Origin of the sequence: Acetobacter estunensis (assembly GCF_011516945.1) — a bacterium.
Lineage (GTDB): Bacteria > Pseudomonadota > Alphaproteobacteria > Acetobacterales > Acetobacteraceae > Acetobacter > Acetobacter estunensis.
Genome location: NZ_WOTH01000009.1, coordinates 85456 through 101081 on the forward strand (window position 1 = coordinate 85456; position 15626 = coordinate 101081).

Below are 15626 nucleotides of genomic sequence, written 5' to 3' on the forward strand. Positions count from 1 at the left end.
CCACAAGCGCAGGCGCATCAGGAAGCCTTCCGCCTGCAGGAATCCATGCTATACCGGCCTCAGTCTGAACACGCCGAACAGTGAGTTGATACGTGCCGCAACCCTCCTCGCGCATCCCCCCCAGAGTGTCGTCGAGACTGGTTGTCACCATGGCCTGCGCAGCACTTCCCCTGCTTTCCGGCTGCTCGATGTTCAACAGCCAGAAAGAGAAACCTTCCGTCGCCATCGGCTCGGCGGACACGCTGTATAACAACGGCATCGATGCGCTGCGCACACGACGCTACAAGGTCGCAGCCGATCAGTTCGAAGCCTTGCAGCAGAATTATCCCTATTCCGGCTACACCGCGAACGCGCAGTTGATGGAAGGCTACGCCTACTATCTGCGCAACAAATACCCCGAGGCGGCCCAGCAGCTCGATCGCTTCATCGAGTTGCATCCGACCAGCCCGGACGCGGCTTATGCCTTCTATCTTCTGGCCCTGTGCTATTATGAGCAGATCGGCGCCGTCAGCCGCGATCAGCAGATGACGGCCGAGGCCATGGCCCGTCTGCAGGACGTGATCGCCCGCTTCCCGCAGTCGAAATACGCCCGCGATGCGCAGCTGAAGATCGATCTCTGTCGTGACCATCTGGCTGGCAAGGAAATGCTTGTCGGACGCTATTATCAGCAGCAGCGCGCCTATCAGGCCGCCATCGGGCGCTATCAGCGCGTGTTGCAGGATTTCCAGACAACCAACCACGTGCCCGAAGCACTGGAACGGCTTGTGGAAGTCTATCTCGATCTCGGCCTGACGGATGAGGCCCGCCGCACCGGCGCGGTGCTGGCCTACAACTATCCTGACAGTCGCTGGTATCGCTACACCTACGACACCCTGAAATCCTACAAGCTGCTGACGGACAAAACACCGGCTCCGGGCAAGCTTGTCACGGCTCCCAAAACCGAAGCCGCAGGCACAACAGCAAGCCCCGCGCAGTCCGCAGCCCATAACGTAGGCCGCGCGGATGCGCCGCCATCCCTGTCTTCCGCGCCGGTCTCACCTGTGTCTTCCAGCGAACTGTCCTCTGACGGTGGCGGCTCGGCTCTGACCGGCAATCTTGGACATAGCGGCGTTCCGGCTTCGGCACGCGGAGCACGCACCGGCGCACCGTGAGGCCAGTTCGGCGATCATCGCATCGGTCAGCCGCCGACAGGAATGGGGACAGGAAAGTCCCTGCTTGGGGCGCCCTCTTGCCTTTCATCTCTGAAAGGCGGGAAATGCAGTCGTCATGCTGAGTTTTCTCTCCATCCGCGATGTCGTGCTGATCGAATCCCTTGATCTGGCGTTTCACCCGGGCCTGACAGCCCTGACCGGCGAGACGGGCGCAGGAAAATCCATCCTCCTCGACAGTCTGGGTCTTGCTCTGGGTGAACGGGCCAATGCCGGCCTGATTCGCGCCGGTGCCCATGAAGCCCGCGTGACGGCCAGCTTTGAAATACCGGCGGACCATCCGGTTCAGGCCATCCTGGCCGAACAGGACATCGCTACCGACAGCGAGGAACCGCTGATCCTACGACGTGTCGTAGGTGCCGATGGCCGATCCCGCGCGTGGGTCAATGACCAACCGATCGGCATCGGCCTTTTGCGTCGCATCGCCTCCACACTCGTGGAAATTCAGGGGCAGCACGAACAGATGGGGCTGGCCGATCCGACCACCCATCGCGATCTGCTCGATGCCTTCGGTGTGCCGGACAAAACACGCCGCGAGGTCAAACGTCTTTATATCGGCTGGCACGAGGCGCGCCTTGCCCTTGAAGCCGCCCGACGCGAGATGAGCGAGGCAGCCCGGGAAGAGGAATGGCTGCGGCTGGCGGTGGACGAGCTTTCCGCCCTCGCCCCGCAAACGGATGAAGAAGTGCAACTGGCCACACAGCGGCAGGCCCTGCAACGCAATGAACGCCGCGGCGAAGCTGTGGCGGCGGCACTCTCCGAACTCAACCCACGGGATCGACGCAATTCCGGCCCCGCCGCCGCATTGCGGGCGGCCAGTCGCGCACTGCACAAACTCCTGCCTGCCCCCGGTCAGGATGACGATCTCGACGAAGGATTCGCACAACAGCAAGCCGGGGCACAGGAAGCCCTGGCAGCACTCGAAGCCGCAGAAAACGCGCTGGCAGACGCCGAGAGCCTGCTGGCACGACTGGTGGCGGATCAGGATGTGGACCCGCGCCTTCTGGAACAGGTGGAGGAGCGTCTCTTTGCACTCCGCGCGGCGGCCCGGAAATTCGAGACCTCCGTCACAGACCTTCCCGATCTGCTGACGCGTCTAAAGCAGCGACTGGACGCGCTGGAAAGCGGGACCGCTCGACTGGAGGCGCTAGAGCAGGCGGCCACCGAAGCGCGACGCACATTCATGGAGGCCGCCGAACATCTCTCCGCCGCGCGCGCCAAGGCCGCCCGCAAGATCGAAGCGGCGGTAGAAGCGGAACTCAAACCGCTCAAGCTCGAACGCGCACGTTTCGTGGCGCAGATCACGCCACTGGCGGAAGAGCAGTGGAGTGCGGCCGGTCTCGAACAGGTGACGTTCCTGCTGGCCGCCAACCCCGGCCAGCCACCCGGACCTCTGGGCAAGGTGGCATCGGGCGGCGAACTCTCCCGCCTGATGCTGGCCATCCGTCTGGTGCTGGCCGGACGCTCGGTCATCGGCACGCTCGTGTTCGATGAGATCGATTCGGGCGTGGGTGGCGCTACGGCGGCGGCCATCGGTGAGCGGCTGCATCGCCTTGCGCGTGATATGCAGGTGCTTGCCGTCACCCACTCGCCGCAAGTGGCGGCAGCGGCCAACCATCACCTGCGCATCGGTAAGATCGTGAAAAACGGCCAGACGCAAACCAATGCCTCTCCCCTCCCAGCCCTTGAGCGCCGCGAGGAAATCGCGCGGATGCTGGCCGGAGACGTAGTGACGGACGCCGCACGCGCGGCAGCGGAAAGTCTTCTGGAGAAACGGTGATGGATACGGCGGCCCTACCGGTCGATGCGCTGAACGAGGCGCAGGCAGCGGAAGAACTGGCGCGGCTGGCCGTTCTCATCGCGCGGTTGAATCATGCCTATCACACGCAGGATGCGCCCGAAGTGTCCGATGCGGAATTCGATGCCCTGCGCAAGCGCAATGAAGACATCGAAGACCGCTTCCCGCAACTCATCCGCATGGACAGCCCGCGCTTTCAGGTAGGCGCGGCACCTGACGGCGCCTTCAGCAAGCACCGCCATCTGGTGCCCATGCTTTCGCTGGACAATGTGTTCGACGCAGAAGACTTCGAGGCGTTCATCACGCGTGCGGCCCGTTTTCTCGGCCTGAATGCTGAACAGGAAGCAGCCCTTGCCTTTGTTGCCGAACCCAAGATCGATGGTCTTTCCATAAGCCTGACCTATGAGAAAGGCCGTTTTGTACGAGGCACCACACGCGGCGATGGCACAGTGGGAGAAGACGTCACCGCCAACATTCGCACGCTGAAAAACCTGCCCTTGCGCCTGAAAGGCGATGCACCGGACCTGATCGAAATTCGGGGTGAAGTGTTCTTGAGCAAAAAGGCGTTCCTTGCCATCAACGCCGCACAGGAAGAGGCCGGACAGAAGCTGTTTGCCAACCCGCGCAATGCTGCGGCCGGCTCCCTTCGCCAGCTCGATCCGAAAGTGACGGCCCGGCGTCCACTTTCTCTCTTTGCCTATGCCATGGGCTTTTCCTCAAAACCCGTGGCCAGCACGCACTGGGCATATCTGGAGCAACTTCGGGCATGGGGGTTCACGGTCAATCCGCTGTCCACCCGCCTTGCGGGCAAGGATGAGGCGGAACCATTTCAGGAGCGCATCACGCGCGAACGGGCGGCACTCGATTACGATATCGACGGCGTGGTGTACAAAATCGATGATGTGGCCCTACAGGAACGGCTCGGCTTTGCCGGGCGGGCTCCACGCTGGGCCATCGCGTGGAAGTTCGCCGCCGAACAGGCGGAGACACGACTGCTCGCGATCGAGGTACAGGTCGGCCGCACGGGAGCGCTCACGCCCGTGGCGCATCTGGAACCGGTCAATGTTGGTGGTGTGCTGGTAGCCCGCGCGACGCTGCACAATCAGGGCGAGATTGACCGCAAGGATGTCCGCGTGGGCGATCTGGTGCGTATCCAGCGCGCTGGGGACGTGATCCCACAAGTGCTGGCTGTGGTACCCGAAGAAGGGCGTGAGCGGATGGCGCCTTTTGTCATGCCGGATCATTGTCCGGTTTGCGGGGCGACGGCCGAGCGTGTGCCGGGCGAAGCCGTGCTGCGCTGCACCGGCGGCCTCACCTGCCCTGCGCAGGTGGTGGAAAGGTTGGTGCACTTCGTCAGCCGCACAGCCTTCGACATCGACGGTCTGGGCGACAAAAGCATTGCCGAATTCCACGATATCGGACTGCTGAAAGCGCCGGGAGACATCTTTCGTCTGCCCGAACATGAAGCCCAGATCGCCAAGCGCGAAGGATGGGGCGTGACGTCCGCGCGCAAGCTGGTGAACGCCATTGAGGCGCGGCGCACGATCTCCCTGCCACGCTTTATCTTTGCGCTCGGCATTCGACGGGTGGGCGAGAACAACGCCCGTCTGCTGGCGCGGCATTACGGCTCTTTCGCGCAATGGCGCACGCAGATGGAGGCCGCACACATCGTCGGCTCCGAAGCACGGCAGGAACTGGGCGAGATCACGGGCATCGGCGCCGCGATTGCCGATGAGATCGTGGGATTCTTTGCTGAACCCCACAATCAGCAGACACTCGATGACCTGCTCCACTACGTGACCGTTGAGGATGAAGTTGCGACCGAGGGCGGTGCACTTGCCGGGAAGGTCATTGTCTTCACGGGATCGCTGACCACCATGACGCGACCAGAAGCAAAAGCGACGGCGGAACGGCTGGGCGCCAAGGTGACGGACAGCGTCTCCCGAAAGACGGATCTGGTCGTATTGGGGGCGGATGCCGGCTCCAAGGCGCGCAAGGCCGCCGAACTTGGGATCGACACGTTGGACGAAGCGGGCTGGCGTCAACTGGCTGGACTTTGAGCCGCAGCCGACTGCGATTTTTTGGAGTTTCTCTCCAAAAGACGAATTGCCGAACGCCCAAATCCCTGCCATGCTACCGGCCACCCGGGATCGGACAAGAACAAGAAACTGAAAACAACACCTGATTCCAGCGGAATGTGCCCAAACGGTTTTTTCCCCGGGAAAGGAAAGGCCGTTCGGAGGAGGCGCACCGCTCTCGGAGGGCGACGATCATGACGAAATGGGTTTACAGCTTCGGTGGCGACCTCAACGAAGGTGGCGCCGACATGCGCAATCTGCTTGGCGGCAAGGGCGCCAACCTGGCGGAAATGGCGTCCATCGGGCTGCCCGTTCCGCCTGGCTTCACCATCACGACCGAGGTCTGCTCGGCGTACTACGAGAACGGCAACAGCTACCCAACCGATCTGGCCGAACAGGTCGCCGCCGCCCTGCATCGCATCGAACATGCGGTCGGCCTGACCTTCGGCGATTCCAAGGCGCCGCTGCTCGTCTCGGTCCGCTCGGGCGCGCGCGTCTCCATGCCGGGCATGATGGACACGGTCCTCAACCTTGGCCTCAATGACGAAACGGTGGAAGGGCTGGCGAAGTCCTCCAAGGACGAGCGCTTCGCGTGGGACAGCTATCGCCGTTTCATTCAGATGTACGGCTCCGTCGTCATGGGCGTGCCGCATCACCGTTTCGAAGACATTCTTGAGCAGGCCAAGCACGCCCTCGGCGTGACCGACGACACCGCTGTCAAAGCCAACGACTGGCGCGAGATTGTCGAGAGCTACAAGGAAATCGTGCTCAAGGAGACGGGCAAGCCCTTCCCCGCCGATCCACAGGAGCAGCTCTGGGGCGCGATCAGCGCCGTGTTCGGCTCATGGATGAACCCGCGTGCCAACACTTACCGCAAGCTGCACGACATTCCCGCAAGCTGGGGCACCGCCGTCAATGTGCAGGCGATGGTGTTCGGCAACATGGGCAACGACTGTGCGACGGGCGTGTGTTTCACGCGCGATCCGTCCACGGGCGAGAACATCTTCTACGGCGAGTATCTGGTAAACGCGCAGGGCGAGGACGTGGTGGCGGGCATTCGCACGCCGCAGCCCATGTCCGCCGAGCGCGCGGCGTCCGATCAGTCGCCCATGGAGAAGGTGCTGCCCAACGCGTATCAGGAACTCATGCGTGTGCGCGAGATTCTGGAAAAGCATTACCGTGACATGCAGGACATCGAATTCACGGTCCAGAACAACAAGCTGTACATGCTCCAGACGCGTTCAGGTAAGCGCACGGCGGCGGCGGCTCTCAAGATCGCCATCGACATGGCACGTGAAGGGCTGATCACACAGGAAGAAGCCATCGGTCGCGTGCCGCCGGCTTCTCTCGATCAGCTTCTGCACCCCACGCTGGACCCGAAGGCGGAGAGGAACCTGTTCGCACGCGGTCTGCCCGCATCGCCGGGTGCGGCGGCTGGTGCCATCGTGTTCTCGGCTGAAGAGGTCGAAGAATATGCGGCGCAGGGCAAGGACGCCATTCTTGTCCGTATCGAGACCTCGCCGGAAGACGTGCACGGCATGCACGCGGCACGCGGTGTTCTGACCACGCGTGGCGGCATGACGTCACACGCCGCCGTCGTGGCACGTGGCATGGGCCGCGTCTGCGTGGCTGGTGCTGGCAGCATCCATGTGGACTACAAGGCGCAGACCATGACGGTCGGCAGCACGACGCTCAAGGGCGGTGAGTGGATCACCCTCGATGGCGGCACGGGCGCTGTTTATGTCGGCAAGGTGCCCACCATTCCTCCCACGCTCTCGGGTGATTTCAGCACATTGATGGGCTGGGCGGATGAAGTGCGTCGTCTGCGTGTCCGCGCCAATGCCGAGACGCCGGACGACGCCGAGACAGCACGCCGCTTCGGTGCCGAAGGCATTGGCCTGAGCCGCACGGAGCACATGTTCTTCGGTCCCGACCGCATCGGGCATGTGCGCCAGATGATCATGGCCGACGATCCGACCACGCGGAAAAAGGCCATCGACGCGCTGCTGCCGTTCCAGCGGGACGATTTCGCGTCTATCTTCCGCATCATGAGCGGCCTGCCCGTCACGATCCGTCTGCTTGACCCACCTCTGCATGAGTTCCTGCCGCATGGTGAGGCGGAACTCGAAGAAGTGGCCAAGGCTCTGGGACAGAGCGTGGACGCACTTCGCGCCCGTCGCTCCGCTCTTTCGGAAGCCAATCCGATGCTGGGCCATCGCGGCTGCCGCCTGGGCATCTCGTATCCCGAGATCTACGCGATGCAGGTTCGCGCCATCATTGAGGCCGCGATCCTTGTCTCCAAGGAAACGGGTGAGGCGATCATTCCCGAGATCATGATCCCGCTGGTGGGCATGAAGACGGAGCTGGATGTCACCCGCAAGGTGGCGGAGAACGAGATTGCGGCGGTGTTCAAGAAGCAGAACACGACGCTGGATTATCTGATCGGCACCATGATCGAACTACCTCGTGCGGCGATCACGGCGGATCAGATTGCCCAGAGCGCGGACTTCTTCTCGTTCGGCACCAACGACCTGACCCAGACCACGCTGGGCCTGTCGCGTGACGACGCTGGTTCGTTCCTGCCTTACTACGTCGATCATGGCCTGCTGCCGAAAGACCCGTTCGTGTCCATCGACCGCGAAGGCGTAGGCGCGCTGGTGCGTATGGGCGTCGAGGGCGGCCGTCGCACGAAGGCGAAGCTCAAACTTGGCGTCTGCGGCGAGCACGGTGGCGATCCGGACTCCATCGCATTCTTCGAAAGCGTTGGGCTGGATTATGTCTCCTGCTCCCCTTTCCGCGTGCCGGTGGCGCGTCTGGCGGCGGCGCAGGCGGCTCTGGCCCACAAGAAAAAGGAAGCCGCGACGTCCTGATCGCAGCCCCCATTCACTGTACGATCAGGGGAGGCGCTCCATTGGAGCCCTCCCCTTTTCATTAGTCTCCCTTTCCCGAACGGGCCGATAGTTTCCACTCGGGCACCTTCCCACTTTCGGACAGGAACAACCGTCGCGATGAAACGACGCAGCATCACCCTTCATCTGGTTTCCGGTGGAATTGGCCAGACTCTGGATTCTCTCGCGCGCGCCTGCGATCCACACTTTCCTGACGTGGACCTGGAGTTTCGTCACTGGAATCTCGTGCGGACACGGGCACAGTTGCGGCAGGTCATCAAGGGCGTAGCCAGTGAACCGGGACCGGTGCTGTCCTCCCTGACCGACGCGCCACTTCAGATGGATCTGGAGGAAGGGTGCCTGCGGCTGGGTGTGAAGCTGCTGGATGTGATGAAAAACACGCTCAATTTCCTCGAAGGTGTGACGGGCACACAGGCAAGCGAGGGTTCTGCTGGCGGCCAGTATGTCATGGACGAGAACTATTTTCGTCGGATCGACGCCATGCACTACGTGATCGAGCACGATGACGGACAACAAACGCGCGAACTGCGGGAAGCTGATGTCGTCCTTGTCGGTGTTTCACGCGCCTCCAAGACGCCCACCTGCTTTTATCTCGCCAACAAGGGGATCAAGGCGGCGAACGTGCCGCTTGTGCCTGACACGCCACTGCCTCCGGAGCTGTTCGACATCAAGGTTCCTGTGATCGGCCTGACCATCGACCCGGACTCCCTTATCGAAATCCGGCGCACACGGCTGACCACCATGGTCAGCGGCGGCAATCCGGCTTCGATGCGCTCGACAAGCTATGTCGATCCGGAGGAAGTGCGCGGGGAACTGCTCTGGGCAAAGCGCCTGTGCGCCCGCCACGGCTGGCCGGTGATCGACGTGACGCGCCGCTCCATTGAGGAGACGAGTGCGGCTGTGCTCAACATCATCGAGCATCCGAACCCGGCGGGGTTACCGGGATAAGCGGGCGTTTCAGACAGTTAGATTGTGCATTGGCGGCACGAGAGACATCTGAGACGCGCAGGACTTCACTGGGACCCTGAATGTGTCACGTTATTATTACGTCAGAGAGGCTTAACGTGGCCTCATGCCGCAGGCGTCGGGATGATCAAGAGTCAAAAGTAGGCGTGTCACAGGCGCATTAAGCGTGGAAAGAGGGGGAGAACGATGACGGACAGACCCTTCTTCCGACCAACCGGGATACAGTCGTCCTTTGAGGAGAGTAATGTACCCGGTAGGGGTTTCATGGACATCCTCCTCTCCCGCGTGATGCCACTGAACGCCCGGACCGGCATAAGCGCACAGGAGCCGGAGGGGCACATTGTCGACATGGAAACAGCGGCAACTGTCATCTTTGATTTTTTCGAGACGAAAACGGATCTCATCCGTGCCTGACAGACGCTGGTAGCGACGGGCAAGAGTCAGAGTGTCATCCATGAGCGGCCGCATATCACCGGGCATGAAGGGCGGGAGTTCTGTTTCGAGGGCTTCAACAGAACCTCGGCTGAGAAAAAGAGGCGGACCGTAGGCGATGTACAATGCGGCAGCCTGTCTGATGCCTTTCATCAGGACGCGCGGCTCCTGAATGATATGGCAATCCGGAAAAGTGATGTTCTGAAACGGCGCGGGCGCAGCAGCGATCCGCTCGCGGGTCAGGCAGGCCTGTCTCATCTTCATCTCCCATATTGTTATGTTATAACATACATTATAGGATGTGCCGACCGCAATCGAACGGAGGTGCCTGTCATGCGCGAAAAGCTTCCGGTTACTGTGCTTTCAGGTTTTCTCGGGACCGGGAAAACGACACTCCTTACTCATGCCCTGAACACTCGCGAAGGGCGCAGGATCCTTGTCCGGGAGCAGCGGAAAGCGCTTGAGAATGCCTGACGCACGGGAAGACAATGAACGGACGTTGCGGCATGAGATGTGGCGTCGTTATTCGGGAGACGATTGGGAGGCGTTCGATGCGCTTCCCGCAGCGGTGCGCAAACGTGTGGCCGAACATGCCTATGATGCCTGGTCAGTGAACGTGATGCTGCTCTGGCAACACTACAAACGCGTTTACGGACGGACGCCACGGGCCGAACGGGCATTGATCCGGTATCTCGATTACTGCGAGCGACTGGAACGAGCGGCTTTTGCATCGCGCTATACGGAAATGTATGGCGCAATGTTACCGCATGACGCTGCAGCAGCGACGATTTTGCGGGAGAAACCGGAAGCGGCTTGAAGCTAACGAGACTGAACACTCTACGACTGTGTTGTGCTTTACCCGCCCCCACGGAAAGGACTTCTGACCACAGCGAAGAAAATGGAATGGGGGAAGAGAGCCCCCTTCCTCACGCTACGGCCTTCACCCGATGAGACGTCTAGCGAATAACGTGAAACAGCACGCGCGAGAGCGGTGTGTGAGACAGCACAATCACGATCAGACCGACCGCGATGGCGACACGTGCGCCGATGAAGGTGCCGACTTCCAGCAGATCATGCTGCGTGGCCATATCCATGAACGGATCATGCGGAGCCGGAGCGGCTGGCGACAGGCTGGCGGCCAGACCGTTGCGCCGCTCCCCTTCCGAGGCAGGAAGACCTGCGCTCAGGAACAGTTCCACGCGGTAGACATCCAGTGCATCCGTGCGGTAGCGCCCGCGCTCCAGCGCCACGGGACCGCAGCGTGCGAGTTCCATCAGGAACAGACGGCGAGGTGTAATCCCGAGATAACGCGCAGCTTCCGCCCGTCCCAGCACATGCCGCCCCGGAAACACATGAATCGTGCTTCCGGCTTCGTGATCGCCAGCGGGGAACAGAGGGTCGGCCATAATCAGGAGAGTTCGGGATACATCCCTCTCCTGTCAATGTTTGTCACAGGATGCCAGCCCGTCCTCCACAGACGCAGCACTCCACGAACAGGACAACAGGACCGTACAGGAAAGAGAAAAACGTCGTTGAAGCTGGTGGTTTTCCGAAACAGTTTTTGCCCGAGAAAACACCGGGTCATGCGGGAAAGCGATGGGACCGTTGCAGGATTACCTGACGGTCCCGCTCTCTTTCAGACCCCCACGAGCAGTCGCGTCTTAGCCCGGTCGGGGCCGATCATGGGCAGCAGATCGCGCAGTTCGGGTCCATGCTCTTCGCCCGTGAGCGCCAGCCGAAGCGGACGGAACAGTGCTTTGCCGCTGCGTCCGCTCGCGTCTTTCAGAGCGGCGGTCCATGTGGCCCACGTCGTCTCGTCCCACGGTGCGGGCGGCAGCAGAGAGGCGGCCTGCGCGAGATAGGCTTCGTCGCCTTCCTGCACGGGGGAGACAATGTCGCCATGCGTCACGTCCCACCAGTGACGGGCTTCGGAGAACAGTTCGATATTGCTGCGGATCGTCAGCCAGAATGCTTCCGTGGCCCCCTGCGGGAGACGATCGCGCGCGGCCTCGAACGGCAATGCGGCCAGCACGCGGCGATTAAGCCCCAGAAGCTGGCGCATGTCGAAACGCGCGGCCGATTTCGAGATATGCGAAAGATCGTACGTGGCGGCCAGTTCATCGAAGGGCAGCGGCTCCGGATCATCCGAACTGCCCAGCCGCGCGAGGTAGGACACCACAGCCTCAGCCTCCACGCCGTCCTGACGCATCGTCTTGAGCGAAAGCGCGTCAAAACGCTTGGACAGCTTGCCGCCGCCCTCATCCAGAAGGAGCGGCAGATGCGCGAAGGTGAAGCGGTTTGGCTTGGCACCCAGCGCCTCGGCGATGTCGATCTGCACGCCGGTGTTGGTCACGTGGTCTTCACCACGAATGATATGGGTGATGCCCGTTTCCAGATCGTCCACCACGGAAGCCAGCGTATACAGCACGGTGCCATCGGCGCGCACGAGCACCGGATCGGAGATGGCGGTGAGCTTGACAGAACAGTCCCCCATCACGAGGTCTTTCCACTTCTTGCTGCCATCGGTCAGTTTGAAACGCCAGTAAGGCACCTTGCCGTTCGCTTCGGCCTGTGCGCGCTGCTGTGGCGTGAGCTTGAGCATCGCGCGATCATAAAGCGGCGGCTTGTGCTGGCGAATGCGCATCTCGCGCTTGGCGGCCAGTTCCTGCTCACTCTCGAAACAGGGATAGAGACGACCGGACGCTTTCAGCGCTTCGATAGCGGCGGCGTAACGATCCAGACGTTCGGTCTGGCGGAAGGTCTCGTCCCAGTGGATGCCAAGCCACGTCAGATCCGTGCGGATGGCCTCAGCGAAGCTCTCACGTGAACGACCCGTATCGGTGTCATCGATGCGCAGTTGGAACGTCGCACCGTGACGACGGGCGAAGAGGGCGTTGGCAATGGCCTGACGGGCGTTTCCGACGTGCAGCATGCCGGTGGGACTGGGCGCGAAGCGAAGTTTCATGCGCGATTTATGCCGGGGCCGAGCGGGAAACGCCAGAGGCGACGACAGACTCGACAAGCAACAAGCCGGCACGGTTTCTTGCACATGACGCGCGTGTCCTCGCATCCACGTTCCGGCTCATGCCTGCCTCTCCTTATGTAGCAGGCATGAGCGTCCGGGATTCCGCAGCCTTTTCGGGCTGCCGCGCCACGCGTTTCACAAGCCCTGCACGAAGCGCGTCGATGACATCCGACCACTCCCCCGGCACGCTTTGCCGGAAGATACGCAGGGTGGGATACCACGGGGTGTCGTCCCGTTCCTCCATCCAACGCCAACATCCATCGAAGCGTGACAGCATCCAGACCGGCAGGCCGAGTCCACCGGCAAGATGTGCAACCGATGTATCGACACAAATCAGCAGATCAACGCCCATCAGCCGCGCGGCGGTGTCCTCGAAATCCCTCACGCCTGCCATGCCGTTCACCACCGGCAGGCTGGTGGTCTGCAACTGTCGCGCAGCCTCCCCCATCTGGAAACTGACGAACCGCACGCTCGCCACGCCAAAAAGTGGCGCCAGATCGTCCAGCGAAATGGAGCGGCGGCGATCCATGGCGTGGGAACGAACCTTGTGAGGACGCGGGTTTCCCGACCAGACGAGGCCGACAACCACATCTTCCGCACGCGGCTTTGCCAATTCCCGGACAAACTGTTTTCCCGCCTCAGCTTCGGACGGGGGCACGGACAGATACGGCCCGCGCGGAAGCTGTTCCGGGATCACGCCCAAACGATAAGGCAGACTGGCAAGTGGACAATGATAATCGAAGGTCGCCGTCGTGGGGAAAAAGCTGGCCACCTCCGCCACGCCTTGCACGTGCTGAAACAACCGCCGAAGCTGTGGAGGCGCCTCCACGAACACATGCGCCCCTAACGCGGCGACAGATGTCGCAAAGCGGATAAACTGGAGAGAGTCTCCCAATCCCTGTTCGGTGTGAAGAAGAATCCGGCGTCCGTGCAGGTCTTCCCCTGTCCACAGAGGAGCCGGAATGTCTGCGCGTGGTGTCTGGCAATAGCGCCACCGGGATTCATACGCCTCCCATCCCTTTTCCCATTGCCGCGATTTCAGCAACGCCATGGCCCGCGTAAATTCTGTCTTGGGATAGGCAGGCTGCACGCGAAGCGCTGCCTCGGCAGCCGCCACAGCGCCTGTGGAACGATTGAGCAGGATGAGAAGATGGCTGCGGTTATGCAGGGCGACCAGATTGTCCGGTTCCAGAGTGAGGGCTTTCTCTACCGCTGACAGCGCCTCTTCAAATCGCCCGACCAGTTCCAGCCCCACACTCAGGTCGAGATGACAGTTGGGATTGTCCGGGCTGCCTTCTGCTGCGCGCAAAAGAAGTTCCAAGGCACGTTGTGTCTGGGGTGTGGCGAGCAAAAGCCGCCCCAGTCTGTGGCAGGCCGATGGCTCTCCCGGCTCCAGTTCAAGAGCGCGGGTGTAGAACCGGATGGCGCGCTCCGTCTCTCCGATCCCTTCGAACGCCACACCGGCCGTAAAGAAGGACAGACTGGTTTCGGGCATTCGCCGTGCGCCGTTCTCCAGTTGTGACAGAGCTTCTTCCGCGCACCCCACCCGACTCAGTGCATGAGCGTACAGCAGCCGAAAAACGAAATGTTCCGAATGACGGCAACATCGCACCAAAGGCGCCAGTGCCCGAACCGGGTGACCGAGCCGGAAGTGGGTGCGGGCCAATAACGACAACGCAATCGCATCATCGGGAGTGTGCGCGAGATACCGCAACACCTCCCGACGCATACGCACGAAATCCTCCACGAGTTCCAGCTTGCGACAGCGCGCGATAACGGCGTCCCGCTCAATGTGAGCGGCTGAATCGGGCTGGGGCGTCATGGGCAGAAGATCCTCCTGCCTCTTTCCTGCCAGTCATATCTTAAAGCAGGCTTTCTCTGAGAGCCGGAAAACCCGCCGATGACAGGAAGGAATAATGTCCTCATGTTTTGCGGAGTTCCCCCAAACGGCATGACGCATTGACGGAGGCAAGCGGGCTGGCTACCGACAATCTGTTCCACCCAGCAGGATGCCTCACCATGGATGCCCCGGTCTCACGGCCCCTTCCCCTTCGTGCGCGTGCAGAAGACCAACGCACGCAGCCCGAAGCCGGACCTGTCCCCACGATCGTGCTGTCCCCCGAACAACGCACTCTTGTTGCCGGCATTGCCCAGTCGGTGCAGGTGTCAGCCAAGACGGTAATCTATGGTCAGGGCACCCATGCGGAGATGGTGTTTCTGGTGCGCAAAGGCCTCGTGCGCATCACCCATCAACTGGAAGATGGTCGCAGTCAGGTTCTCGCTTTTCACTGGCCGGGCGATCCGTTCGGCCTGTTCGAGAACGACGCCTATCTGAATGAAGCCACAGCTCTGACAGACTGCGAACTGGAACGGTTCCGTCTGTCCGATCTGCGCGATCTGTTCACGAAAGATCCCCAGCTTCAGAGCGCCTTTCTGATTGGCGCAGTGGCGGAGTTACGCATGAACCAGCGTCATCTTCTGCTGGTGACGCATCGTCCCATTCTCAAACGCGTGGCAGGCTTTGTGATCGAGTGCTGCCGCCAGCCCGAATGTTACAATGCCTCCACTGGCATCCTGACGCTCATTATGGATCGTTCGGACATCGCCGACTATCTGGGCACCACTGTGGAGACGGTCAGTCGCGCGCTGGGCGTGCTGGAAAACCGCAAGCTCATCATGCGACGTGACGCCCGTCACGTTCATCCCGATCTTACCGGACTGAAGCGGCTACTGATCAGCCCGGAAGCCGAAGCGACGGGAAGAATCGATATCCCGTCCCTCCCTCTCAGTCCTCGCTGTCCGTAAAGATTTCATCCTCTTCATCGATCAGACGACGCGGATCGAGCGCGCGCCAGTCACGGTCCATCCGCGTGGCGGGATGTTCAACGAAATCGTTGAGTTCGGTGGACGACTTCCATCCGTCCTCACCCGCATCGAGCACTTCCGCGTTCTCACCATAAGCGAACCACGCCTGTAGCGTCTCGCGGGATGACGCGCCCGGCACCCGGCACCGCTCGATGCTGTCGCGCACATAGGCCCGCGCGAAGGCGTTGGCATGGGCAATGTCGTGAAAACCCTTCACGTCTTCAACTATATTGTCCTCCGCACCGCCCGAAAGATCGAGAATACGAACGACGAATCCGCCTTTGTCATCCTGCGCGTCCGGGGTTTCGTCATGGGCGTGTTCGGTGTTCGTCATCGGCACTCTCT

The 15626-nt window shown here is 61.5% G+C and carries 12 protein-coding genes and 1 pseudogene; 8 read left to right on the forward strand and 5 right to left on the reverse strand.

What is annotated here, in order from left to right:
- Positions 1 to 149 precede the first annotated feature (149 nt).
- From GOB87_RS06490 to GOB87_RS06510, 5 genes are all read left to right on the forward strand, one after another.
- Positions 150 to 1151 carry an outer membrane protein assembly factor BamD gene (locus GOB87_RS06490; RefSeq protein WP_166314026.1) on the forward strand — a complete coding sequence of 334 codons (1002 nt, stop codon included), beginning with the start codon at positions 150 to 152 and terminating at the stop codon, positions 1149 to 1151.
- A gap of 115 nt (positions 1152 to 1266) precedes the next feature.
- Complete coding sequence (gene recN / locus GOB87_RS06495) at positions 1267 to 2988, forward strand: DNA repair protein RecN (protein ID WP_166313979.1); 1722 nt, start codon at positions 1267 to 1269, stop codon at positions 2986 to 2988.
- Positions 2988 to 5066, forward strand: coding sequence for an NAD-dependent DNA ligase LigA (ligA, locus tag GOB87_RS06500; protein WP_166313981.1), 2079 nt, complete (start codon positions 2988 to 2990; stop codon positions 5064 to 5066). The genes recN and ligA overlap by 1 nt, the downstream gene beginning before the upstream one ends.
- Positions 5067 to 5278: 212 nt before the next feature.
- Positions 5279 to 7954 carry a pyruvate, phosphate dikinase gene (gene ppdK, locus GOB87_RS06505; RefSeq protein ID WP_166313983.1) on the forward strand — a complete coding sequence of 892 codons (2676 nt, stop codon included), beginning with the start codon at positions 5279 to 5281 and terminating at the stop codon, positions 7952 to 7954.
- Positions 7955 to 8092: 138 nt separating this feature from the next.
- Positions 8093 to 8941, forward strand: a complete 849-nt coding sequence (locus tag GOB87_RS06510) for a pyruvate, water dikinase regulatory protein (RefSeq protein ID WP_166313985.1) — start codon at positions 8093 to 8095, stop codon at positions 8939 to 8941.
- A 111-nt stretch (positions 8942 to 9052) separates the two neighbouring features.
- Here the strand turns inward: GOB87_RS06510 and GOB87_RS06515 are convergent, their stop codons facing one another.
- Positions 9053 to 9649 carry a DUF1826 domain-containing protein gene (locus GOB87_RS06515; protein WP_166313987.1) on the reverse strand — a complete coding sequence of 199 codons (597 nt, stop codon included), beginning with the start codon at positions 9647 to 9649 and terminating at the stop codon, positions 9053 to 9055.
- 75 nt (positions 9650 to 9724) lie between these two features.
- Here GOB87_RS06515 and GOB87_RS06520 point away from each other — a divergent pair.
- Together GOB87_RS06520 and GOB87_RS06525 are read left to right on the forward strand one after the other, a co-directional pair.
- Positions 9725 to 9832 (forward strand): annotated as a pseudogene (locus GOB87_RS06520) (GTP-binding protein); the annotation flags it as partial.
- A 25-nt stretch (positions 9833 to 9857) separates the two neighbouring features.
- Complete coding sequence (locus tag GOB87_RS06525; RefSeq protein WP_166313989.1) at positions 9858 to 10208, forward strand: DUF6525 family protein; 351 nt, start codon at positions 9858 to 9860, stop codon at positions 10206 to 10208.
- A gap of 139 nt (positions 10209 to 10347) precedes the next feature.
- Here GOB87_RS06525 and GOB87_RS06530 read toward each other — a convergent pair whose 3' ends face one another.
- The 3 genes from GOB87_RS06530 to GOB87_RS06540 all read right to left on the reverse strand — a co-directional run bounded on the left by GOB87_RS06530 (position 10348) and on the right by GOB87_RS06540 (position 14238).
- The gene (locus tag GOB87_RS06530; protein WP_166313991.1) at positions 10348 to 10797 is read right to left on the reverse strand and encodes a hypothetical protein; all 450 of its coding nucleotides are present in this window, start codon (positions 10795 to 10797) and stop codon (positions 10348 to 10350) included.
- Positions 10798 to 11027: 230 nt separating this feature from the next.
- Positions 11028 to 12356, reverse strand: a complete 1329-nt coding sequence (gltX, locus tag GOB87_RS06535; protein ID WP_166313993.1) for a glutamate--tRNA ligase — start codon at positions 12354 to 12356, stop codon at positions 11028 to 11030.
- 133 nt (positions 12357 to 12489) lie between these two features.
- Positions 12490 to 14238 (reverse strand): tetratricopeptide repeat protein, encoded by a 1749-nt coding sequence (locus GOB87_RS06540; protein ID WP_166313995.1) that lies wholly within the window; start codon positions 14236 to 14238, stop codon positions 12490 to 12492.
- Positions 14239 to 14375: 137 nt separating this feature from the next.
- Here GOB87_RS06540 and GOB87_RS06545 point away from each other — a divergent pair, with 137 nt between their 5' ends.
- A complete protein-coding gene (locus GOB87_RS06545; protein WP_166313997.1) occupies positions 14376 to 15221 on the forward strand; it encodes a Crp/Fnr family transcriptional regulator in 846 nt (281 codons plus the stop codon).
- On the opposite strand, the gene GOB87_RS06550 is transcribed toward GOB87_RS06545, so the two are convergent.
- The gene (locus GOB87_RS06550; protein WP_166313999.1) at positions 15202 to 15615 is read right to left on the reverse strand and encodes a hypothetical protein; all 414 of its coding nucleotides are present in this window, start codon (positions 15613 to 15615) and stop codon (positions 15202 to 15204) included. The two genes, GOB87_RS06545 and GOB87_RS06550, sit on opposite strands and share 20 nt — an antisense overlap.
- Between the last annotated feature and the right edge of the window lie 11 nt (positions 15616 to 15626).

Bases quoted from the DNA above. Each gene is read 5' to 3' on its own strand.
- GOB87_RS06490 (WP_166314026.1), top strand. From the start codon at position 150: ATGGCCTGCGCAGCACTTCCCCTGCTTTCCGGCTGCTCGATGTTCAAC.
- recN (WP_166313979.1), top strand. From the start codon at position 1,267: ATGCTGAGTTTTCTCTCCATCCGCGATGTCGTGCTGATCGAATCCCTT.
- ligA (WP_166313981.1), top strand. From the start codon at position 2,988: ATGGATACGGCGGCCCTACCGGTCGATGCGCTGAACGAGGCGCAGGCA.
- ppdK (WP_166313983.1), top strand. From the start codon at position 5,279: ATGACGAAATGGGTTTACAGCTTCGGTGGCGACCTCAACGAAGGTGGC.
- GOB87_RS06510 (WP_166313985.1), top strand. From the start codon at position 8,093: ATGAAACGACGCAGCATCACCCTTCATCTGGTTTCCGGTGGAATTGGC.
- GOB87_RS06515 (WP_166313987.1), bottom strand. From the start codon at position 9,649: ATGAGACAGGCCTGCCTGACCCGCGAGCGGATCGCTGCTGCGCCCGCG.
- GOB87_RS06525 (WP_166313989.1), top strand. From the start codon at position 9,858: ATGCCTGACGCACGGGAAGACAATGAACGGACGTTGCGGCATGAGATG.
- GOB87_RS06530 (WP_166313991.1), bottom strand. From the start codon at position 10,797: ATGGCCGACCCTCTGTTCCCCGCTGGCGATCACGAAGCCGGAAGCACG.
- gltX (WP_166313993.1), bottom strand. From the start codon at position 12,356: ATGAAACTTCGCTTCGCGCCCAGTCCCACCGGCATGCTGCACGTCGGA.
- GOB87_RS06540 (WP_166313995.1), bottom strand. From the start codon at position 14,238: ATGACGCCCCAGCCCGATTCAGCCGCTCACATTGAGCGGGACGCCGTT.
- GOB87_RS06550 (WP_166313999.1), bottom strand. From the start codon at position 15,615: ATGACGAACACCGAACACGCCCATGACGAAACCCCGGACGCGCAGGAT.